Annotated in this window: 27 protein-coding genes; 1 reads left to right on the top strand and 26 read right to left on the bottom strand. The window is 29.0% G+C overall.

The features are described from left to right. Window positions 1–43: 43 nt before the first annotated feature. From KPL44_RS05380 to dapF, 24 genes are all read right to left on the bottom strand, one after another. The gene (locus KPL44_RS05380; protein WP_216104761.1) at window positions 44–265 is read right to left on the bottom strand and encodes an exodeoxyribonuclease VII small subunit; all 222 of its coding nucleotides are present in this window, start codon (window positions 263–265) and stop codon (window positions 44–46) included. Beyond that, window positions 265–1,470 carry an exodeoxyribonuclease VII large subunit gene (gene xseA / locus KPL44_RS05375; protein ID WP_216247885.1) on the bottom strand — a complete coding sequence of 402 codons (1,206 nt, stop codon included), beginning with the start codon at window positions 1,468–1,470 and terminating at the stop codon, window positions 265–267. The genes KPL44_RS05380 and xseA overlap by 1 nt, the downstream gene beginning before the upstream one ends. Continuing rightward, the gene (locus tag KPL44_RS05370) at window positions 1,460–2,308 is read right to left on the bottom strand and encodes a bifunctional 5,10-methylenetetrahydrofolate dehydrogenase/5,10-methenyltetrahydrofolate cyclohydrolase (protein WP_216247884.1); all 849 of its coding nucleotides are present in this window, start codon (window positions 2,306–2,308) and stop codon (window positions 1,460–1,462) included. The genes xseA and KPL44_RS05370 overlap by 11 nt, the downstream gene beginning before the upstream one ends. Window positions 2,309–2,544: 236 nt before the next feature. Continuing rightward, on the bottom strand, window positions 2,545–2,940 hold the full coding sequence (gene nusB / locus KPL44_RS05365; protein ID WP_216247883.1) for a transcription antitermination factor NusB: 396 nt from the start codon (window positions 2,938–2,940) through the stop codon (window positions 2,545–2,547). A gap of 97 nt (window positions 2,941–3,037) precedes the next feature. Then, the gene (locus tag KPL44_RS05360) at window positions 3,038–3,427 is read right to left on the bottom strand and encodes an Asp23/Gls24 family envelope stress response protein (RefSeq protein WP_071613307.1); all 390 of its coding nucleotides are present in this window, start codon (window positions 3,425–3,427) and stop codon (window positions 3,038–3,040) included. 81 nt (window positions 3,428–3,508) lie between these two features. Beyond that, the gene (locus KPL44_RS05355; RefSeq protein WP_216122488.1) at window positions 3,509–4,021 is read right to left on the bottom strand and encodes a SpoIIIAH-like family protein; all 513 of its coding nucleotides are present in this window, start codon (window positions 4,019–4,021) and stop codon (window positions 3,509–3,511) included. A 38-nt stretch (window positions 4,022–4,059) separates the two neighbouring features. After that, the gene (gene spoIIIAG / locus KPL44_RS05350; RefSeq protein ID WP_216248140.1) at window positions 4,060–4,671 is read right to left on the bottom strand and encodes a stage III sporulation protein AG; all 612 of its coding nucleotides are present in this window, start codon (window positions 4,669–4,671) and stop codon (window positions 4,060–4,062) included. Between the two features lie 100 nt (window positions 4,672–4,771). Further along, a complete protein-coding gene (gene spoIIIAF / locus KPL44_RS05345) occupies window positions 4,772–5,365 on the bottom strand; it encodes a stage III sporulation protein AF (RefSeq protein WP_216247882.1) in 594 nt (197 codons plus the stop codon). Window positions 5,366–5,432: 67 nt separating this feature from the next. Further along, on the bottom strand, window positions 5,433–6,596 hold the full coding sequence (spoIIIAE, locus tag KPL44_RS05340) for a stage III sporulation protein AE (RefSeq protein WP_216248139.1): 1,164 nt from the start codon (window positions 6,594–6,596) through the stop codon (window positions 5,433–5,435). A gap of 39 nt (window positions 6,597–6,635) precedes the next feature. After that, window positions 6,636–7,019 carry a stage III sporulation protein AD gene (gene spoIIIAD / locus KPL44_RS05335; protein ID WP_216104780.1) on the bottom strand — a complete coding sequence of 128 codons (384 nt, stop codon included), beginning with the start codon at window positions 7,017–7,019 and terminating at the stop codon, window positions 6,636–6,638. Between the two features lie 60 nt (window positions 7,020–7,079). After that, window positions 7,080–7,277: a stage III sporulation protein AC gene (spoIIIAC, locus tag KPL44_RS05330; protein ID WP_071613313.1), complete on the bottom strand. Its 198-nt coding sequence runs from the start codon at window positions 7,275–7,277 to the stop codon at window positions 7,080–7,082. A 15-nt stretch (window positions 7,278–7,292) separates the two neighbouring features. After that, window positions 7,293–7,811, bottom strand: a complete 519-nt coding sequence (gene spoIIIAB / locus KPL44_RS05325; protein ID WP_216247881.1) for a stage III sporulation protein SpoIIIAB — start codon at window positions 7,809–7,811, stop codon at window positions 7,293–7,295. Window position 7,812: 1 nt separating this feature from the next. Next, window positions 7,813–8,733, bottom strand: coding sequence for a stage III sporulation protein AA (gene spoIIIAA, locus KPL44_RS05320; RefSeq protein ID WP_216247880.1), 921 nt, complete (start codon window positions 8,731–8,733; stop codon window positions 7,813–7,815). Between the two features lie 163 nt (window positions 8,734–8,896). Further along, window positions 8,897–9,454 carry an elongation factor P gene (efp, locus tag KPL44_RS05315; RefSeq protein WP_216122479.1) on the bottom strand — a complete coding sequence of 186 codons (558 nt, stop codon included), beginning with the start codon at window positions 9,452–9,454 and terminating at the stop codon, window positions 8,897–8,899. Between the two features lie 286 nt (window positions 9,455–9,740). After that, window positions 9,741–10,145 carry a hypothetical protein gene (locus KPL44_RS05310; protein ID WP_216247879.1) on the bottom strand — a complete coding sequence of 135 codons (405 nt, stop codon included), beginning with the start codon at window positions 10,143–10,145 and terminating at the stop codon, window positions 9,741–9,743. Window position 10,146: 1 nt separating this feature from the next. Then, a complete protein-coding gene (locus KPL44_RS05305) occupies window positions 10,147–10,536 on the bottom strand; it encodes a hypothetical protein (RefSeq protein WP_216247878.1) in 390 nt (129 codons plus the stop codon). A gap of 63 nt (window positions 10,537–10,599) precedes the next feature. Beyond that, entirely contained in the window at window positions 10,600–11,385 is a 786-nt protein-coding gene (locus KPL44_RS05300) for a hypothetical protein (RefSeq protein ID WP_216247877.1), read from the bottom strand. Window positions 11,386–11,396: 11 nt separating this feature from the next. Beyond that, window positions 11,397–11,825: a hypothetical protein gene (locus KPL44_RS05295; protein WP_216247876.1), complete on the bottom strand. Its 429-nt coding sequence runs from the start codon at window positions 11,823–11,825 to the stop codon at window positions 11,397–11,399. Further along, window positions 11,815–12,273 carry a PilW family protein gene (locus KPL44_RS05290; protein ID WP_216247875.1) on the bottom strand — a complete coding sequence of 153 codons (459 nt, stop codon included), beginning with the start codon at window positions 12,271–12,273 and terminating at the stop codon, window positions 11,815–11,817. The genes KPL44_RS05295 and KPL44_RS05290 overlap by 11 nt, the downstream gene beginning before the upstream one ends. Then, window positions 12,270–12,716 (bottom strand): type II secretion system protein, encoded by a 447-nt coding sequence (locus KPL44_RS05285; RefSeq protein ID WP_216247874.1) that lies wholly within the window; start codon window positions 12,714–12,716, stop codon window positions 12,270–12,272. Before KPL44_RS05285 ends, KPL44_RS05290 begins: the two co-directional genes overlap by 4 nt. Further along, window positions 12,697–13,155, bottom strand: a complete 459-nt coding sequence (locus KPL44_RS05280; protein WP_253201645.1) for a type II secretion system protein — start codon at window positions 13,153–13,155, stop codon at window positions 12,697–12,699. Before KPL44_RS05280 ends, KPL44_RS05285 begins: the two co-directional genes overlap by 20 nt. A 42-nt stretch (window positions 13,156–13,197) precedes the next feature. After that, window positions 13,198–14,394 carry a type II secretion system F family protein gene (locus KPL44_RS05275; protein WP_216247872.1) on the bottom strand — a complete coding sequence of 399 codons (1,197 nt, stop codon included), beginning with the start codon at window positions 14,392–14,394 and terminating at the stop codon, window positions 13,198–13,200. Window positions 14,395–14,441: 47 nt separating this feature from the next. After that, complete coding sequence (locus tag KPL44_RS05270; protein ID WP_216247871.1) at window positions 14,442–16,121, bottom strand: GspE/PulE family protein; 1,680 nt, start codon at window positions 16,119–16,121, stop codon at window positions 14,442–14,444. Between the two features lie 147 nt (window positions 16,122–16,268). Beyond that, the gene (dapF, locus tag KPL44_RS05265) at window positions 16,269–17,090 is read right to left on the bottom strand and encodes a diaminopimelate epimerase (RefSeq protein WP_216248138.1); all 822 of its coding nucleotides are present in this window, start codon (window positions 17,088–17,090) and stop codon (window positions 16,269–16,271) included. 221 nt (window positions 17,091–17,311) lie between these two features. Here dapF and KPL44_RS05260 point away from each other — a divergent pair, with 221 nt between their 5' ends. Then, on the top strand, window positions 17,312–19,045 hold the full coding sequence (locus KPL44_RS05260) for an Rqc2 family fibronectin-binding protein (protein WP_216247870.1): 1,734 nt from the start codon (window positions 17,312–17,314) through the stop codon (window positions 19,043–19,045). A gap of 264 nt (window positions 19,046–19,309) precedes the next feature. Here KPL44_RS05260 and KPL44_RS05255 read toward each other — a convergent pair whose 3' ends face one another. Continuing rightward, the gene (locus KPL44_RS05255; RefSeq protein ID WP_253201636.1) at window positions 19,310–19,948 is read right to left on the bottom strand and encodes a class I SAM-dependent methyltransferase; all 639 of its coding nucleotides are present in this window, start codon (window positions 19,946–19,948) and stop codon (window positions 19,310–19,312) included. Between the two features lie 213 nt (window positions 19,949–20,161). Further along, window positions 20,162–20,926 (bottom strand): MBL fold metallo-hydrolase, encoded by a 765-nt coding sequence (locus KPL44_RS05250; protein ID WP_216247869.1) that lies wholly within the window; start codon window positions 20,924–20,926, stop codon window positions 20,162–20,164. Window positions 20,927–21,164: the final 238 nt, after the last annotated feature.

Here is a 21,164-nt window from a genome sequence, read left to right as displayed (position 1 = left end):
TCCATTATAATTATTAAGTCGCCTTATGATCTTAATTCTTTATCTATTCCTCATGAGGCGTAAAATCTTTTTCGCCCTCATCAGTTAATATTTTTATTTTACCTTCTGTGTCATTGAGAATTTTATACAAATCGTTGCATAACTTGACACCTTCCTCATAATTTACCATTGTTCCTTCGAGTGTTACTTCATTTGAATCCATCACTTCTACAATTTTTTCAAGCCTTTCCATCATGGTTTCATAAGATTCTTTTTTCTTTGCCATTATAACTCCTCCAAATTGCTTATATTAAATCTAGCAGTGCCATCCTTTAATGTAATCTTTACATCTTTAATATTTCTTAAAATACTAATTTCACTAATAACCTCATTTTCATGGGTTTGAAGCACTGCATACCCCCTGCTTAATACATTTAAAGGGTTATGTGCGTTCATTAAAGCATTTAACTTTGAAAGTTTCTGCTTTTCCATTGAAATTTTCGCATTAAATTTATAATTTAAATTTTCTCTTAAGTTATCTATATGCGTATATTGGTTAACTATAAAATTCAAGGGATTATTTACTTTCAAAGTTTTACTTAGTAAATTAATTTTATTATATTCTTTAGTAAATTTAAATTCCACAACTCTTAACAAAAGTTCTCTAAGTGATTTAATTTCATTATTTAAATCTTTTAAATTTCTCACTGCTATCTCTGCAGCTGAGGATGGAGTTGGAGCTCTATGGTCACAAACAAAATCTGCTATAGTAAAATCTGTTTCATGACCAATACCTGTAATTATAGGAATCTTAGAATTATATATTGCATAAGCTAAATTTTCTTCATTAAATGCCCATAATTCCTCGATTGAGCCTCCCCCTCTTGCAATAATAATTAAATCAACATTTTTTGAGTTGTTGAAATATTTTATACCTTGTTCAATTTCAGCACTAGCACTTACTCCTTGAACAAGAGCTGGATATATTAACATATTAACATTAGCATTACGCCTTGTTGCAACATTAATAATATCTTTAACAGCAGCACCTGTTTGTGATGTAACTATACCTATTCTCCTAGGAAATGAGGGTATAATTTTTTTGTGTTCTTCATCAAATAATCCTAATTTCTGTAACTTCTCCTTTAAATTTTGAAAAGCTAAAAACAATTGCCCTTCTCCATCCGTCTCCATAGAATCACAATAAACTTGATATGCCCCACCCTTTTCATAAACCGAAACTCGCCCTCTAATTATAACATTCATACCATCCTTAGGTATAATAACAAGCTTTTGAGCCTGCGATTTAAACATTACACAATTTACTTTTCCAAATTCATCTTTTAATGAGAAGTATATATGTCCACTACTATGTAGTTTTACATTAGATAATTCTCCTTTAACATTAGCATTATTTAATATAAAATCACTATCTATTACTTTTTTAATATACCCATTAAGGGCAGTTACTGTTATTACTTTAATAAACATTATCCCTCCACGAAGCGCAAGCATTTTTTATAAGCATCGTTGTAGTCATTAGTCCCGTTCCACCTGGCACTGGGGTAACAAAACTTGCATGATTAATAACATCATAAAAATTTACATCTCCAGTAATTTTATTATCTATCATTGTAGTTCCAACATCTATAACAATTGCTCCTTCCTTAATAAATTCACTTGTCACAAAGCCTGGTTTACCAATAGCCGCAACTATTATATCTGCCGTTTTACAAACTTCTTTTAGATTCGTTGTTTTTGAATGACATATGGTTACGGTTGCATCTTCATTTAATAACAATTGAGCTACCGGTTTTCCAACAATATTACTTCTACCAATAACAACTGCATGTTTGCCTTTAATATGACATCCCGTATTTTTAATCATTTCAATAACCCCTAATGCAGTACAAGGAATAAAGCTTTTATCTCCCTTATAAAATCTACCCATATTTACATCTGTTAATCCATCAATATCCTTTTTATATGAAATTTTAGAAGTGATTTCTTTCTCATCTAGGTTTTTAGGTAAGGGTAATTGAATTATTATTCCATCTACGCTTGTATCTTCATTGAATTTTTCTATAATATCTATGATATCCTTTTGACTTATATCTTTCTCTAATTGAGTACAAGTATAAGAGATCCCTAATTTATTGCACAAGTTATTTTGACTTTTCACATATGATAAAGAACCTCCATCAGAGCCTACTAATATAGTTTTAATTGATGGCACTCTAAGCCCCTTATCAACCCCATCCTTTATGATGTTTTTAATTTCATCTCTGTAGGTTTCAACTATTATTTTACCATTAACTCTAATTCCCATATTCTTCTCTCCTTTTATACATTTTATAATATTAACTAGTACCAGAATATTTTAACATAATTTTAATTGTTTTTTCTAAAAATAAAAAACTAATCAGATATACCCCCTCAGATCTTGCATTACAAAACCAATTTAGCACCTAATAGTTAATTACTATCAGATGTTCCAATGGCTAAGTAAGTCGCAATGTAGGCTAGTATACTGACTAGTTATCTTATTAATTAATATATAATATTTTAAATCATCTTCGCGAGTATTCCATTTATAAATGCTGGAGAACTATCCTCACCATATTTCTTCGCTAGTTCTATTCCCTCATTTACAGAAACCCTATTAGGTATTTCTTCCTCATATAATATTTCATATGTACTTATTCTTAATATAGCCAAATTCATTTTTGATAACCTAGCAAGTTTCCATTTAATTAAATATTTTTCAATGTTTTTATCAATATCTTTACCATTTTCTTGAATACCAGCTAATACCTTCGTGATATATGACATATCAAGGTCATTTAAATCAACATCGGTGTTCTCTTTAAAATTCTCAATTATATCCTCATATTTTTCTTTGTTTATTGACATTTCAAAAAGTAATTTCATTGCTGTTTCTCTTGACTTTCTTCTATTCATTAGTAATCCTCCTAATTTTTCCATACTATATTATACCTTATCATAAGAATAACAAACATATAAATAAACACCCTCCGATTAGAGAGGGTGTTTATTACTATGCTTCTATTTCCTCAAGCTTTTCTGTTTTAGGTAATACAACATTTTGAACATACACATTTACTGCTGATACTACCAGTCCTGTCATAAGCTCTACGGATTTTTTAACATTTATTTGTGCTTTTTCAGTTACTTCTGGAATTTTAATACCATATTCAACTACAACGTGTAAATCAATTATTGCACTATTTTCTCCAACATTGACTTTAACGCCTTTAGATAAATTTTTCTTTCCACTTAATATTTGAGTTATTCCACCAACAAGACTTGCACTCATTCCAACAATTCCCTGTATTTCAGCAACAGCGAGTCCCGCTATGACACTAACTACATCCTCAGATATTTTAACAACACCCATTTCAGTTTCATTTAAAATTTTATCTTCCATAGTAATACCCCCTTATTTAACTTAGGTAAAACATGATAATGCTACATTTATTATAGCAGATAAATATTTCTTTTACAAATATTATTGTTTAATCTTAACTTCAATTTTTTCTAGTTTTGTTTTACTCATGACAATATCTTTAATGCTTCGAAGCTGCTCATCTGTAAGTTGTTTTTTATCAGTTTTAATTACTACTTGTACTTTGTCATTAACTATACTGCACATTGATTCTTCAAACCCTTGGGCTTTTAATGCTAGTTCGATGTCTGATTGGTTCTGAGCTGCCATCGATATGTTTAAGTATTGCTTAGCTGCAGTTGCCTTTTGATCTTTTGGAGTATTAGTATCATCAATTAAAGTTTTAATAGTTTGAAGAGTTTTGTCATTGTCTTGATTTCTTGATAATTTTGCTTCTACAAAATAAGTTGAAGCAGTTGAAGCAGTTTTAGTGTCTTTTAAAGATATTGCACTTTTCTCATTACTAAAATCACTGTCATTTACATACAATGGACCATTTACCTTCGTTGCAAGATACCCTGCAAACACAATAAGAACTACCAACGTAACAATTATACCTGACTGTTTTTTATTCATAATATTTCCCCCCATCTGCCTTTCTAAGAAATTATATGCTACTTATTCATAGGATATACATTAACTTTGTTCTCAGGCAAATTAAATAAATTAATCACTGCCTGTCTAATCCTAAGTTCTGTAATTTTCACACCTGATCCTTCTGCTACTACACATACGCCAGTAATAATTGGCTTAATTTTTTTTACAATTAACGGTTCATTCGCACTCCCATTATTCTCCATAACTACAGTGCTCCCATTATTATCTTGAGTTATATTTCTTGTTCCACCGGCTTTATCATCTTCTTTTGTAACGCTTTTAGAATCATTAACATTTACTGCAGGGACACTTTCCTCTCCACTCTCAAAGTAGATCATCACTTGTACCTTTCCAACCCCTTCCATCCCTTCAAGGGTTAATTTAAGTTTACTTTCTAGTTGTGCTTCATAATCATTTACTGCAGCCGTATTGGTTACCTTCGCAGTCGCATTTTTCTGTGTTTCGGTATCTATTGCAGTCTGTGCAGTTGAAGTTGGCTTTGATGACTTAAATGAACTGCTTGCTAATACTATTACAACTGCCACCAAAATCAGTAATACTATATTTCCTAATAGTTTATCAGACTTTTTGCTTTTGTCATTTTTGCTACTTTCATTACCAATATTAATCTTTGTTTTAATAAACTCAGTAAATTTACTAAGTAAATTATCATTGTTCATAGAAATCCCCCTCTTTTCTTATTTATATATCAATTAATAATCATGTGTTTTAAGAATTTACTTTATAAACAGTTATAACATCATCAGATATTTTAAGTTTATTACTTAAAAACTTCTTTATCTGTTTCCCTTGAGTGTTTGTTAAAACATTTTCATTAGAAGCATCCACACTTTGTGTATCAATTTTTATACTTTTAATACTTTGAACTCCGCTATCAACAACTTCAATTTTCACCCTATTAATATTGAAAACTCCATTTTTACTATCATAAACAACATCGACATCAGCATTGTATTTATTTTCTGGATAGGTCTGCTCTAAATTTGTAATACACTCTTTCTGTAAATTTTTTTTAAAATTTTCCGTTGTATTTACTATATTAATATCTTTATATTTCTTCATGTCTGAAGGCTGAGTACTTCCCTCAATGTAACTTGTTGCTTTATTAGAATAAGAATTCAAATCAAAGTTCTTATCAAAGATTTTTATTATAGGGTTTATTATTACAACAATCAACATTAAACCCAATACAAATTTCGCATATTTTTTCATGTTATTGTCTGGCAAAATCATCTCTACCGCAGTAATAAAAAATATAGCTATAGTAATATTTGTTACCCAGACTTTCAATAGTTCAATCAAATTACCACCACCTCCTTTATGATTAGAATCAAATTTACTATATAAATATACGTATATATGGCAATTATCATCCTGATATTATACCTTTTCCAGTAGCCGCTACTATCGCAACCATTATAAAAAACATTACACTTACCGATATTACACAAGACATTAAAAGAAGAATAGAATCCCCTACTGAATTTATACACTCTACTGTGCGATTATCGCTTATCGGTTCAATTAGTGCAGCTGCCGCTTTATATAAAAAAGCCATAATCAGAAGTTTTATAATAGGGAATATTACTATTACCATAAGAACAATTAACCCAAGCCCACTTATAGCACTCTTTAAAAGAAGTGAGTATCCAGCTACTGTAGAAATTGCATCTGATAAACATTTTCCAACTACAGGTACAAATGTATCTACCGCAAATTTTGCTGTTTTTATAGTAACTTGATCTAACGTTTTTGCTGCAATGCTTCGTATTGTAATTACCGCAATAAACACTGTCATAACTATTCCTTGTATCCAAATAGCAGTTTGTTTTAAAAGTTTTGTTAGATTTTTTATTTTGTAATCGCTAGATATACTGCTCACAAACTGCATTACAAAGCTCATAAATATTATAGGAATAATAATATCTACATATATCCTAGAACTTACCGTTGCAAAACCCATAATCACAGGATCGAGCAGCGTTGCTTCTGCAAATCCACCAACGCTTGCTAAGAGCATCATGAGTACTGGAATAAGTGCTGACATAAAATTAGACATACTAACAATCGTATTTTTAGCAAGCTCTGCTACTACATAAAAACTTTTAGTTATCATTAAAATCATTACACCATAACACGCAAGGTAAGCAATATTGGATAAACTATCTCTGTTAAAGGCACTTTGAAGATTATTTAGCATCGCACAAATAATAGCAATAATCATAAGGCTCCCAATTAATTCCATGCATGCAATAACCTCTTTAAACGTGTATCTAATAATGAAAGTTGATGTTTTATTAAAACTTAAACCATTATCACCAGTTTTTATAAATTGCTCTACAAAAGTTTGTGGCTGCATATCGTTAAATATTTCATATTGAGATTTAACATTAGAAATGTAGTCATATAAATTATTTATTTCAGTTTGCTGTTTTTCCCCTATCTTACCTATCTGAGTAGCTTGTACACTAATGTTCAGCGATAATAAAAATAATAAAATCAGTAAAATCTTTTTCATATTAATTCTCTTCATATTTCGTTTCTTCGTTTTACATTTTCTCATCCTACACCTCTACATTATTTTCAAAATAGATTGCATTACTGCCATCAAAATTGGTATTGCCAAAACTAATATAAATATTTTTCCAGCAAATTCAACTTTACCTGCTATGTTACTCTGACCAGCATCCCTGCAAATCTCACTACAAAAAGAAGCTAAATAGGCAATCCCCAGTATTTTAAAAACAGTATTTAAATAGACGACATCAATATTAGCTTTATTTGCTAATGTTTGTAAAAACCCCAGAATTATTGTAAGTTTGTTTACCATAAATAAAAATATCAATATTCCCGCTGCTATACTAACTTGAATAGCTAAATCATCTCTTCTACCTTTGAATATAAGCACAATAAATAATGCTATGAAAGCGAATGCAACAACTTTGATTATTTCCATAACACCCTCCTCGATTGCCTCTGCGAGTGAATAAAAGTTTTTTATTTTTATCTGTTCATCCTAAAACTGAAACAAAGTTTTTACAGAAGTAAACAGTTTGTTTACTAAATTTATCACCATCATAAGAATTATTATTACTCCAGCTAAATTCGCAACTACAGCGATATCATCCTTGCCTCCACTTTTTAAAATCTTATCAATAATAATAATGAGAATACCTATTGCCCCTATTTTAAACAGTAAACTAACATCTAACACATAAAAACCTCCTCCCTATATTAGTACTATTACAATCATTGCCCCAAAAGAAAACCCTAAACATCTATACATTTTTATATTCTTATTCATATATTCTTCAGATATTGTAATTTGTTTTTTTAAATTTGCTATAGTAAGCAGAAACATACTGTTTTGACCTTGAATATCAGATTCTCCAAGTGTTTTTGATAAATCCAAAATAACATTTATATCATCAGAATTTATATATAATTTATCTTTTGTTAGGTTTATTGCACTATTCATAGCTTCATATACGTTCTCGTATTCGTTGTTAGTTAACAATTCACTTGTTTTATTAAATAGTTCATTTATCGGTTCTTTAGTTTTCCCTGCTATACTTTTAAAAGCATCTGGCAAAAGAGCATGTACATAAGTTATCTCATTTTGAAGTTGATAAACAGCTCTTTGAATTTCATTTAATTGAAAAACCCTATATTTTAACCTTTCGCTGTATATAAATCCAGCCATAGTTGACGCAACTAAGATTACAAGACACCCAACTATTTTAATCATATTACGACCTCCATACATCTATGCCCTTAGTAAAATCATAAATACGTTCTACTGTTCCAATTCCTTTTTTATTACTAAGCACTATCCCTCTCGTAAATACGTAATTATCAACAATATCCTTGAAAACTAATCTTTTATACAAATCTTCAATTCCAAAACCATGAATAGTTGTAATTAAACTAATTCCAGAATTTAACGCCATTAAAATACTTTCCATATCATTTTTAGTACCAATTTCATCACAAACTATCACATCAGGTGACATACTTCTAATCGCCATCATAATTCCTTGACTCTTAGGACAATTATCTAGTACATCAGTACGCACTCCAACGTCCATTTGCGGTATTCCCTTAAAAGAACCAGCTATCTCGGACCGCTCATCAATTATAGAGACGTTCTTTCCTCTAAAACTCATATCTTTATATCCCTGTGATATCTGCCTCGAAATATCTCTAATTAGAGTTGTTTTTCCACATTTAGGAGGCGATATAATTATTGTATTGTATACTGAATTATTATTAATAATATATGGCATAACTTTGTCCGCACATCCAATAATTTCTTTACATGCTCTTATATTTATAGACGAAATGTCTTTAATGGTCTTAATGCTATTATTTTCAATAACACAAATCCCACATAATCCAACTCTGTGTCCGCCTTTTATAGTTATATACCCTTGCCGTATCTCGTCTTCAAAGGCATATATGGAGTAATTGCTTATCCTCTGCATTATGTATTTTAAATCATCTGGCGTTGCAATATATTCCCAGACTTTTTCTTTACTGCCAATGTGAATAAACAGAGGCTTGTTCACTTTTACTCTAATCTCTTCAAGTTGTTGCAAATTATCAACTTTCTCAAGAATATTTCTAATAGTTTTAGGTAGTATTTCGAATAAATCTTTTGTAATTAACATTTTCTCATCCTCCCATATATAATTTGTATTTCTTTGCCTTGCATAATATTCCATATAAATTAAAACATATTATTTAAATTCGGATCCATTCCCATAATATATGTATTCGTTAACAAAAAAAGAACAAAAAAAAAGAACCGATCGGCTCTTTTTAAATAGAAATTTAAACTCTTAGCATGTAATCTCCATTTCTAGTATCTATTCTTATAGTTTCACCTTCATTGACGAACATTGGAACTTGAATGATTGCTCCTGTTTCTACAGTAGCTGGTTTTGTTACACTAGAAGATGTATTACCTTTAACACCTGGTTCAGTACTAGTTATAAGTAATTCTACAAAGTTTGGAGCCTCCACTGAGAAAGCCTCATCCTTATAAAATTTTATTATAGCAAACATATTTTCTTTTAAGTATTTTATTGCATCTTCAACTTTTTCGTAGTTAAGTGGTATTTGTTCAAAAGTTTCTTGATCCATGAAGTAGTATAGTCCGTCAGCTGCATATAAATATTGCATTTCTTTTCTTTCTATAACTGCCTCTTGCAATTTTGTAGTAGGATTAAATGTTTTTTCTGTAACCCCTGAGTTTATAACGTTTCTTAACTTAGTTCTAACAAATGCAGCTCCCTTACCCGGTTTTACATGTAAAAAATCTATAACTGTGTAAACTTGTCCACCTTCATCAAATGTTGTTCCTTTTCTTATATCGCCTGCTGAAATCATTAAGTATCCCTCCAAAATTTATAAATAATTCAATTAACCCATTTATATTATAACCTTATTAGGTAAATTAATACCAATCATTACGTTTGCACTCCACTAAATATAAACATTACAGTGGAACAATGTTATTTTATCAAAACTTAAGGATATTTGCAAATATAAATATATATTATTTGAATAATTTTATGTCTTTTTTATAAGTATACCATTTAAAGTGTATATATTTTAATAAAAATCATTAATTAAAATATCCTCTCCCTAAAATCAGAGCAAATATTTCAATTAATCACTTATTCTTTTTAAAATCAATCTCTATATTTGTAATTTTAGTATCTTTGTTAATAATAATTTTACTTACATTTAATAAATTTTTGCTTTCAGTTAACTTAACTAATGAACTATATAATAAATTTAAATCCCCTTTGTAATTAACTTCAACATTACATTTTTCATTTTCCATCATATTAATGGATTCTACCTTAAAGTCTTTATTTTTGCTTAAACATTCTAAAATATCACTATATCCAAATTTCTCAACGCTTTTGACGTTTTTAGCAGTAATACTACTAATTGCTTTATTACCTTTATATGTTATAAGTTTATTTTTAACAATTATAAATTCAAAAGATAAAACAGCCATTATCATCATAAGTATAACTAACATACATTCAGACTGTCGATTTTTATACATCTTATACCTCACATTTAATATTAAAGGTAAATTTGTCTTTCTCTTTAATATTGGGGGTTAATTTTTTCACGTGGTATTTATTCTCTATGCAACTTATTACTTTAATATATTCTTCATAATTTTTGACTTCTATATTCATTTCAAAGCTATTATCAATTATTTTAATATCCTTGTAATTCAAACCATTTTCCTTTAAAAAATTATTTAGTTTGTTATATTTCTCAATAATAATTGTATCCTGTTTTGTTCTAAGCTTAATACCACTGTTCTTTTGATTACTAATGCTTTCAACCTCTATATTTCCTGTTTTATTCGCGATATTTAATATAAGCCCTAGCAAAATGATATCTAATATGAAAAATAGCATAATACCCATTTTTATTATCTTCATTTTTGTTTTATTCTTTTTATCAATATACCAATTAGGAATAAATGCATTTTTTTTCAGAATTATCTACCCCTTTAATATTATATATTTCAACAATTCTTCTCTCTTTAACTCGTCTAGTGTTTGATGCGGCAATTGTAAATATTCGAATTTTTTAATATCTGATTCAATATCTAATTGTGATATATTTGAATAATATATTTTTTCGCAGGATTTTGCATAATCATTATATTGTTCTAAAAATTCATTCATTGATTTCGAAAATTTTGATAAGGCGACTTCCTTAAGATTTACACTATTGTTAGCTACAATCTCATTATTGTTGCATATTAAATAATATAAATTACTGTTATAATAAAATACCATTATATAGTTTTTTACATGGATTTTGTTTGCATAAAAGTTTTTAAAACAAAATTGAATTAGGTTTACTTTTTTGAAAGTAACATTATTAATACTATCTTCTAACATATCTAGATTATTTCCCTTTAAGCAAAAAACTAATATCTCCATATTGGTTTTATCCTCTTTAATTAACTTATAGGTGAATGAGATCTGATTTATATCCTTATAATAATACCTTAATTCATTTTTAATCATATCATTTATTAAATATTTTCTAACTATTGGCAATGTTACAAGTCTTATGTATACTGTTTCACCTTCAATCAAAACGTATAAATTCTTATTTTTTATATCAATTTGAAACTTTTTTGCATTGGAATCATCCTTATAATATGTATTTTTATTAGAAATATTATATAACTTATTAAAAATCAAATGTTTAGAAAATTCTATACTTGAAATTTTCTGCTGTGTAATTTCTAAAAATATATTTTTTCTGAACTTCATTTTTCCCTCCCTTATTTATTATGATATTCAGTCCTTATAAATATCAACTTAAACTTTTCACCACTATCCTCTAAGTTAAAATAATCATATCTTTTTTCATTTTTTACATTAGACGTTATAAAAATGAATTCATTTGTTGATACAGTATGGCTAACATTAGCACCCCCATACTTTACAGTATTACTTAAAGAATCGAACAAAAACTTATTTATTCCCGCCTGCTTTATTTGTACTTTATTTGCATCTATGTACTTAAAAAATAAAGTCATTAAATACTCTTTGTCCCTTTGATAATTGTCATCTTTTAACACATGTTTTTTATTACTTGTTGAATACTTCACCTCTGACAATTGGACATCAAATATATACGTCATAATAGTTAAGCAAACAAGTCCTACTAAAATTGTATAAATTAATATAAATCCTTTTTTAGTTTGCATTTTCTATAACCAAACACCTCTCAATACTTTGGCCATTGTACCAAATTATTTTAATATAAATATTTTTCCCAGATTTTATAGCAACAAAGTCTTTCACATTATCTACAATTAAAGCCTTACTAGAATTATTATTAGGCAATTTATACATTGTGCCATATAAAACATATATATTAGCATTTATACATTTTATATACTTTATATCATTTCCATTTGTGTTACTAATTTTGATAACATTTTCTTCAGTTATTACATCTCTTGCCAGATAATTCACCTCTTTTTCTATTATGGCTATTGCTTCACTTAAATAATTAAAACCATTATTTTGTACTACACTACTTTTGTAAGTTTTTACATAAGAGATAAACATAGCATCTACTACTCCAAGCATTAAAAATACCAAAGCCATAACAATTATTATTTCTACAAGTGTAAATCCTTTTTTAATCATTCATGACAACCTTTATAGAAATTGCACTGTAGCTCTTCTCTCTTGTTTGTTTTCCCAGAATGTAACAAAAGGTTCAATTTATAAACATTTAATTCATCTTTTATTAAACTTAACTCTATATATGAATTCTGAGTGGACGTATAATCCGAAAATACCTCTATAACATTAGTTTTAATTTTATCAAAATTCATGTTTTCTTTATTCACAAATAAATTTTTACTTATTTCTAACTGTTCTAATTCCTTGAATGTCATTGAATATATAATATTGTTTTTTATAGCTTCCATTATTAGCACATCGTTATTTATATTTTTAATATCTTTTTTCATGTTAATGGAAGCTTTATCAAATGACATCATACAAATGAAAATGATGGAAAATACACCAAGGCTGCATAATACCTCAATTAATGTAAATCCATCTTTACTTAATGATTTTGACATATGCTGTACCTACTCTCATTGTTATTCTATGTTCTATTGAATTGTTATCTCTTAAAATTATTGTGCATGAATCATTACTATAACCCTTATCGTCACTTACAATATCATTATCACTTCTCCTCCCTATAACCTCATATAATTTTATTTTATTAGATAATGATAATTTGTTAATCTCTGTCGTACCATCGTGTAACTTTATTTCATTCCTTAGTACATCAAAAGTTATAATTCCACTGCAAGAATTCTCTCTGCAATACATTTTAGAATTATTAATAAAGCTTACTATAGCGTTGCAAGAATAATCTGCATCCACTTTGTTTTTTATTGTATTATAATATCTAACAGACACAACGCTAGTTCCACCAATTATACCCATAATAGACAATACTAAAATCATCTCAATTAATGTGAATCCTCTACGCATAAATTTTTCTCGCATGTTCACCTAAATTATCTCCACAAAACTGCAAACATAATATCATTACAACTTACCTGCAGAGTCCATAACATTTAGCATAGGTAGCATAGCTGCTAATATGATTATTCCAATCATAAGCCCCAAAATTATTATTAAAATTGGTTCTAATAATACGGTCGCCTTATCTACATTCTCCTGAGCATCCTCATAAAAGATATCTGCAGCAGTTAAAAACATTCCATCTAAAGTGCCAGTTTCCTCACCAATTTTTATCATAGCAACAAAAAATTGTGGAAATAGATTCATTGCATTTATTGAGCTTGATAAATCTTCCCCTTTTTCTATACCATTAAAAACTATTTTAAGTTTTAGCTTAAAATACCTATCACCTATAACATCATTGATTATTTCAAATGCTCTAATTAACCCAACTCCACTACTTAGTAGTATATTAAGTCCTCTAGAAAACCTTGTGTATATAATTCTCCTATACACTGGTCCTAATATTGGGCACATAAATAGAAATTTACCAAAAAAAATCTTTCCTCTTTCGTTCTTAAAATATTCTAATAAAATAAAACCTACACTTGAAATTGCAAGTAAAATCAATAATAAATTCTGCTGAAGAAAACTACTTGTTCCTAGAACTATTTGTGTTATTAGTGGGATTTCTGCATCAAGAGAATTAAGATTTGTAATAAATACTGGAATTACCTTTATCATCAAAAACATGGATACAATCATTAATGTTATGAATACCATAAATGGATAAATCATGGAGTTAGTAAATCTTTTTAACAATTTATACTCTTTTTCATAGTACTCAGCTAATTCTTCTAAAATTATATCGAGTCTACCGCTCTCCTCACCCAAATAAATCATATTTATCATAAATCTCGGATATACATTTATAGTTTTTTTCATACTTTCATGGAGTGAATTACCTTTTTGTACATTTTCGCAAATAGTAATTAAACTCTTTTTTATGGACTTATGCGTCATTTGCTCATTAAGCAAATTAAGAATATCACATATTGAAATACCAGCTTTAATACATAAAGAAAATTGTTTGCAAAACATTGATATTGTTTTCAAACTAGGTTTACTCGAAATTTCACCTGTAATTTTTACACTTCTAATTTTCATTAAATATACTTTTTTTTCGCGTAATCTTAAAGCTAATTCTTCAATACTATCACTTTGCGCACTTCCCTTTATTAAAACTCCATTTGATGTTTTAGCCACGTATTTATATCTCATGTTATATTCACCTATTACCCGTCACTTTTAATTTGTTTAGAAATACCTTATTTAAAATTATAGCTGTAAGTAGCACTTAAAAATTCTTCTATTGATGTTATCCCATTAAGCACTAAAGTTTTACAACTATCCTTAAGTGAACTGGACTTATTTTCATTGCAATATTTCCAAAGCTCATCGCTTATTCCACTTCTTACTATAATCGATCTATGATTACTATCCATCTCTAGCAATTCATATATTACAGTTCTCCCTTTATATCCAGTTTCATAACAATTATTGCATCCTACTGCACTATATGTTTTCTCGCCTCTCTTAAATCCTAAATGTTCAAATTCCTCATTCATAACTTTATATTCCGCCTTACAATAAGGACATAGCTTTCTTACTAACCTCTGAGCTAATACTACAACTAATGAATCCGCAACTAAATATGATGGAATACCCATGTCTATTAACCTTGATATGGTCGCCATCGCGCCATTTGTATGAAGTGTCGACAGTACTAGATGTCCAGTTATTGAAGCCCTAACAGCTATTTTCGCTGTCTCCTCGTCTCTTATCTCCCCAATCATTATCAAGTCAGGATCCTGCCTTAAAATGCTCCTAAGCCCTATTGAAAAAGTTAGGCCCGCCTTGTTGTTTACGTTTACTTGATTAATTCCAGGCATATTATATTCTATTGGATCCTCTATTGTAACTATATTCTTAGTTTTACTATTAATTTCATTTAGTAATGCATATAATGTTGTTGATTTTCCACTTCCTGTAGGTCCTGCTACTATTATCATTCCATGAGAAAGTTTTAATACACTTTTTAAAAGAAGAACCTTCTCCTTACTAAAACCTAATGAGTCCAAATTAATAAATCTTTCTACTTTGTATAAAACCCTTATAACTAGCTTCTCACCATACATTGTAGGCAATGAGGATACCCTAAAGTCATAATCTATACCATCTATATTTTCTGTCATCTTCCCATCTAGTGGAGTTAATTTTGTAGCTATATCCATATTCGCCATTATCTTTAATCTTGTACATAATGATTTATATACATTTTTCGGAATTTTATTTATTTCATTTAATATGCCGTCTACTCTCATGCGAATTAAAGCAAAATCCTTAAAAGGCTCTAGATGAATATCACTAGCCTCTACATTTATGGCCCTCTTTAACAAAGAATTCGTTATCCTTATAACCGGTGCATTCTGAGCCCCGAATGTAGAAGACTTCTCTTCATTATTTTGTTTGCTTTCTATAATATATTCTTTTTTCATTTCTTCAACTGCAACATCTACAATTTGTTTTGCATAACAGCTCTCAATGGCTTCTGCTATATGACTAGTCAGATCGAAAAAAACCTTAATCTTTTTATTTGTTATAAATCTTAGTTCATCAATAACTGTTATTTCGAATGGATTTGAAAAGGCAACATATACCTCATTGTTATTATCATAAAATGGTATTAAACTGTACCTAGTAGCGACCTCCTTTGATATTAAATTAAAGACTTCATCCTTTATACATGTAGAATTTAAATCGATATAAGATATTCCAAAATTAATCTCTATTATCGAAACAACTTTCTTTAGGTCTATTTTTGTGTCATTCATAATAATTTGCTCTTCGCTGCACCTGTTTAAAAGTGAAATTTCCTTTACTTCATTGTATTGCCTTTTGGTAATAAGTTTTTCATCTAATAATATTTGGAGCAAATTTTTTTTCATAGTATTTTACCTCTCCTGATACGTAAAATTTATAAATGCCATTCTATTTGTAATCATTGTCAATTTTGGAAATTTTATTCACTTATTCAGAAATATTTTTCATAAAAAAACAACTGTACTATTATTACATAGACAGTTGCATATAAATTAACTTATTAAAAATTGTCCTTTAAAAACAGTTTCTGCGGGGCCTTCCATTAAAACCTCACCTTTAACAATTTCTATATTAAGTATTCCACCTGGAACTTGCACTTCGACTTTCCCCTCTGTATATCCCAGTCTATTGGCTGCTACCACTGCCGCACAACTACCAGTACCACACGCAAGCGTAGGTCCTGCACCCCTTTCCCAAGTCTTAACTCTTATCCTATTTTTGTCCACTACTTCACAAAAGTTTACATTTGTTTTCTGCGGAAATAGACAGTTATTCTCAATAAATTTCCCCTCGCAAACTTCATAATCTTCAAGTTTTCCGAAAACAATAGTATGTGGAACCCCCATAAGTAATGACGTAATATAATAGTCCTTATTATTAGTATCTAACTTCTTATTTATTATTTCTATAGATGATAAAGCTGGAATGCTTATAGGATTAAAATTATATTTCCCCATATTTATAGTAACACCTTTGAACTCTCTCTCTTTAACACAAATACTTGCAAGCTTTACTCCATCACCAGTCTCAATTTTTATGTTCTCACCTAATACGTATTTTTTCTCAAATATATATTTAGCGAAGCACCTAATACCGTTTCCACACATAGACGCATAAGAACCATCAGCATTCATAATTATCATCTGAATATCCGCTATAGTACTTTTTCTAACCACTAAAATTCCATCAGCACCTATTCCGTAATGCCGATCACAAAGTTTTTTAGCAAGTACCCCTAGATCATTATATTTTTCCTCTAAATCTTCAATAACAATAAAATCATTTCCTGTTCCCTGCATTTTAGTAAAATTTATAATTTCCATATAACTCCTCCTTTTTACATTCGTATACCGGTACTTTTCATTAATTTTCTTTAATGGTATACTATTATTAGTAATATATCTCATATTCCGCTGAATACATAAAGATTATCTAAAAGATAATATATTATATATAACAGTATATAATATAATGTATTATTTACAAAGCATAAATAAAATTTGTAATGATAAAACAAACTGAAAGGATGATATATATGGCATTGGATGGAATTTTTTTATCTAGCCTCATTGAGGAAATAAAAGATGTAATCATAGATTGTAGAGTTGACAAAGTAACCCAACCAGAGAAAGATCAAATCATACTAAGTTTCAAGAAAAACAGAAAAATACATAAGTTGCTAATAAGTTCAGGCGCTAATTATCCTAGAATTCACTTTACAGACTTTAACCTAGAAAACCCAAAACAAGCCCCTATCTTTTGCATGGTTCTAAGAAAATATTTAAATACCGCCACTGTCTTAGATGTTAGACAACTAAATTCGGATAGGTTACTAGTTATTGACTTTAAGAGCAGTGATGAATTAGGTTTTGATAGTATGTACTCATTAATAATTGAAATAATGGGTAGACATAGTAATATAAGCCTCGTTCGTACGCGAGATAATATAATTATGGATAGCATTAAACATGTTGGCGCAGATGTCAACAGTTTTCGTGTTTTATATACCGGCGTTGAATACATCTATCCACCAGCTTCCACTAAATTAGATGCTTTTAATTTTGAATATGATGAATTCTATAAGTATATAACTACAAAGGATATACAATTTACTGAGAAATTTTTCACAGGTACTTTCACAGGCGTAAGCTCAAACCTTTCCTCCGAACTTGTGTATAGATACCTTACTAAGAATGCAGATTTCAACTTAGAAAACGCTAAAAACATATATGATTTCACAACAGACCTTTTTAAAAACATGCATGAAAATAAATTTTTAGCAGCCTATGCTAAAAAAGGTGTCCTTAAAGATTTTCACTCTGTTGAGCTTACATCACTAAAAGATTGTGAGATAGAACAATATGATTCACCCTCTAAACTTATAGAGACTTTTTATTTCCGTAAAGATAAACATGATAGGTTAAACGCTAAAAGTTCTAACCTGCAAAAAATAGTTAATACCAACATTAGTCGTTGTGATAAAAAAATGAGAATACTTAACGCAACTTTGAAAGATTGTTCTACTAAAGGTACTTATAAATTACACGGCGAACTCCTAACTGCAAATATATACTCACTTAAAAAGGGCGATAAATTTGCAAACCTTGTGAATTATTACAGCGAAAATGGTGAGTATATTAAAATCAAACTTGACGAACATAAAACTCCATCACAAAATGTCCAATACTATTACAAAAAATATAATAAATTTAAAATAGGCGAGGAAATGGCCTTAATTCAAATGGATCTTACAGAAAACGAATTAAAATATCTTCATTCCGTGCTTACTAATATATTAAATGTAGATAACTACAGTGGAATAGAAGATATTAAAAATGAACTAATAGAAACCGAGTATATTAAAATAAAAAAACACGGTAAAACTAAAAAAGTAAAACCAACTAAACCAAGGCACTTTATGTCAAGTGATGGAATTGATATTTATGTTGGTCGGAATAATATTCAAAATGATCTTTTAACTTTAAAGTTTGCCAATAAAAATGATATGTGGCTCCACACGAAGGATATACCTGGTTCTCATGTTATTATTAAAAACATTGGTGACATCCCAGCAAATACTCTACTTGAAGCAGGAAACTTATCAGCATTTTATAGCAAGTCCCAAAATTCTTCTAGTGTTCCGGTGGATTATACACAGGTTAGAAATGTAAAGAAACCTTCAGGAGCAAAACCTGGAATGGTTATTTACACAACAAATAAAACTATATATGTAACTCCTGTTGAAAGTACTCTAAAAAGAATAGAATAGAAAAAGTCATACTATTATGTAGTTCCATAATATATATCTAAAAACGATGACAGATAAAAAGATAATAAACTCCAATAATCACCACAAAAAAATCTTTTAGCCGGCAGGCTGCGTATGTAGTAACTAACATCGATTGACGTTGTGCTACATTCATAATATCAATATACGTTTAATATCGAAACCCATATCAAATGATATGGGTTTTTTTACTATGATATATAAGAAAGATTTGAAGAGACTATTTGTCTTATAAAGTCAATAATTTTAAAATAAACCTTTATTTTCAATTTCTACTATCCATGTAAAATTTACTATATGCTCACTATGAATCTTACAACCTAAAACTCTAATAAATTTTTCTAATTCTTTTATATTAGTATAGTATTTATTTTCAATTACACTGGATAAATCTTCTCTACCTTTACTATATAGGTTCTTTATGCATTTTTTTCTTTCATTATCATCGGCAAACATAAAATCCACAATAATAATTTTACCATCATTTTTTAAATACCCTAACATACACTTAATTGCTTCTTTCTTTTCATTATCATTTAGGCTATGGAAAGCATATGTTGTTACAACAACATCAACATCGTTTTTTCTAAAAGGCTCATCTAGAAAATTCCCTAATTTAAATTTCATCTTATCATATTTATTTTTAGCAAATAAGATCATTTCCATGCTTCGGTCGATTCCTGTTATATCCATTACTTCACTTAACTCACCGCATAAATTGCCTGTTCCACAGCCTATGTCAATCACACTTACAGCCTTATATTTAATTATCCTACTTCTTATGTCAAATAAAATCTCATCATACTTTTCAAATAACCCTAATTCATCATTTGATTGATCTCTAACCATTTCTTGAAATTTCGTTGCCCTATTATTAAATTCCAAACTGCTTATACCTCCATTTTTAAGTGTATATTACTTTATTACTCTTTCCATTGTATTCCCCATGCTTTCTACAATAGCAAATCTACCATTAAATATATTATAGTTATAATACTACTATAAATTTAATTTTAATCCCATTATAAAATACCAGCACTACATAACATATTTGAATAATTATTCTACAGATATTTCTATAATCCTTTAAAATATTATTTAAAATACAAAGCTTAATTCTTCTCCATTTTGAGGTATAAGAACATTAGTATTAATATTATTGATATTAATATTAATATAATTAATTAAATCTTTTCTTGATAGTCTGCAATGGTTCCATGCTTCCATGTGTACAGCAACAACCTTTAGACTTGAATATCTAAGACATAATGCATATATATCTTGAGTTGTCATAGTAATAGGCTCTCCATGATCAAATTGTGCACCACCACAATTACAAACAACAATTTCAGGCTTGAATCTATTTATTGAATCTTCAACTTCTTTACACCAAACTGTATCTCCTGCTATATAAACGGTAGGTTCTCCACAGCAGGTCATAACAAACCCTGATACTGGTGCCATTTTTATAGCAAGTTCATCATGTCCATGCTTTCCATTTGTACGATTAAAAATAATATCGTTCCAAATAAAAGTGGTATTAATAGGATGCACCTCAATAAATCCATAGGATTGTAATTTTATTTCATCCTCAGGTTGGCAAAATACAGGGATCTTTTTAGAAAGTAATTTTGCTGCTGCCTCGTCGAAGTGATCTCTATGAGTATGTGTAACAATTATCGCATCACAATTAGTAATGTTATCAATATCTATAGGCAATGAAACTAATGGATTATAGTTTTGGTTTGGCACATTTTCAATAGGATCCATAGAGCCTGCTTCACTTAATACAGGGTCTACAAGTATTCTTTTATTATTTACTGATACTATTAAGGTGGCATGACGAATTAATTGAATTTTCAATGTATATCCCTCCAATTCTTTATGATATACTTATTATATAATAGATATTACTTGATTATATAACTCATAAGAGTGAAAATGACCCCATCATGAAAGGATTTGTCTGATACTCCCACACCTCAAGGAATGGGGTTCTTAGATACGTTAACTTCTCAAATACTCTCATCTATTAAGGAGCTAATAAATTACACATATAAGAACTCATTAATTTCTCTAAAACTTTTACTACCAATCACTC

Source organism: Clostridium sp. DSM 17811, from assembly GCF_018861905.1.
GTDB lineage: Bacteria > Bacillota > Clostridia > Clostridiales > Clostridiaceae > Clostridium_AD > Clostridium_AD frigoriphilum.
The sequence above is the reverse complement of the archived record's forward strand: the minus strand, read 5'-3'. Positions and strand labels throughout refer to the sequence as shown.

What these genes read in the sequence shown, in the direction of transcription:
- KPL44_RS05360 (WP_071613307.1), bottom strand. Translation starts at nt 3,427, where the DNA reads ATGGAAGATAAAATTTTAAATGAAACTGAAATGGGTGTTGTTAAAATA.
- spoIIIAA (WP_216247880.1), bottom strand. Translation starts at nt 8,733, where the DNA reads ATGTTAATTACAAAAGATTTATTCGAAATACTACCTAAAACTATTAGA.
- spoIIIAE (WP_216248139.1), bottom strand. Translation starts at nt 6,596, where the DNA reads ATGAAGAGAATTAATATGAAAAAGATTTTACTGATTTTATTATTTTTA.
- KPL44_RS05370 (WP_216247884.1), bottom strand. Translation starts at nt 2,308, where the DNA reads ATGGGAATTAGAGTTAATGGTAAAATAATAGTTGAAACCTACAGAGAT.
- nusB (WP_216247883.1), bottom strand. Translation starts at nt 2,940, where the DNA reads ATGAATAGAAGAAAGTCAAGAGAAACAGCAATGAAATTACTTTTTGAA.
- xseA (WP_216247885.1), bottom strand. Translation starts at nt 1,470, where the DNA reads ATGTTTATTAAAGTAATAACAGTAACTGCCCTTAATGGGTATATTAAA.
- KPL44_RS05290 (WP_216247875.1), bottom strand. Translation starts at nt 12,273, where the DNA reads ATGATTAAAAAAGGATTTACACTTGTAGAAATAATAATTGTTATGGCT.
- KPL44_RS05310 (WP_216247879.1), bottom strand. Translation starts at nt 10,145, where the DNA reads ATGTATAAAAATCGACAGTCTGAATGTATGTTAGTTATACTTATGATG.
- KPL44_RS05280 (WP_253201645.1), bottom strand. Translation starts at nt 13,155, where the DNA reads ATGCGAGAAAAATTTATGCGTAGAGGATTCACATTAATTGAGATGATT.
- KPL44_RS05285 (WP_216247874.1), bottom strand. Translation starts at nt 12,716, where the DNA reads ATGTCAAAATCATTAAGTAAAGATGGATTTACATTAATTGAGGTATTA.
- KPL44_RS05295 (WP_216247876.1), bottom strand. Translation starts at nt 11,825, where the DNA reads ATGCAAACTAAAAAAGGATTTATATTAATTTATACAATTTTAGTAGGA.
- spoIIIAB (WP_216247881.1), bottom strand. Translation starts at nt 7,811, where the DNA reads ATGATTAAAATAGTTGGGTGTCTTGTAATCTTAGTTGCGTCAACTATG.
- KPL44_RS05305 (WP_216247878.1), bottom strand. Translation starts at nt 10,536, where the DNA reads ATGAAGATAATAAAAATGGGTATTATGCTATTTTTCATATTAGATATC.
- KPL44_RS05300 (WP_216247877.1), bottom strand. Translation starts at nt 11,385, where the DNA reads ATGAAGTTCAGAAAAAATATATTTTTAGAAATTACACAGCAGAAAATT.
- efp (WP_216122479.1), bottom strand. Translation starts at nt 9,454, where the DNA reads ATGATTTCAGCAGGCGATATAAGAAAAGGAACAACATTTGATGAAGGT.
- KPL44_RS05260 (WP_216247870.1), top strand. Translation starts at nt 17,312, where the DNA reads ATGGCATTGGATGGAATTTTTTTATCTAGCCTCATTGAGGAAATAAAA.
- KPL44_RS05270 (WP_216247871.1), bottom strand. Translation starts at nt 16,121, where the DNA reads ATGAAAAAAAATTTGCTCCAAATATTATTAGATGAAAAACTTATTACC.
- KPL44_RS05355 (WP_216122488.1), bottom strand. Translation starts at nt 4,021, where the DNA reads ATGAATAAAAAACAGTCAGGTATAATTGTTACGTTGGTAGTTCTTATT.
- KPL44_RS05275 (WP_216247872.1), bottom strand. Translation starts at nt 14,394, where the DNA reads ATGAGATATAAATACGTGGCTAAAACATCAAATGGAGTTTTAATAAAG.
- KPL44_RS05380 (WP_216104761.1), bottom strand. Translation starts at nt 265, where the DNA reads ATGGCAAAGAAAAAAGAATCTTATGAAACCATGATGGAAAGGCTTGAA.
- spoIIIAD (WP_216104780.1), bottom strand. Translation starts at nt 7,019, where the DNA reads ATGGAAATAATCAAAGTTGTTGCATTCGCTTTCATAGCATTATTTATT.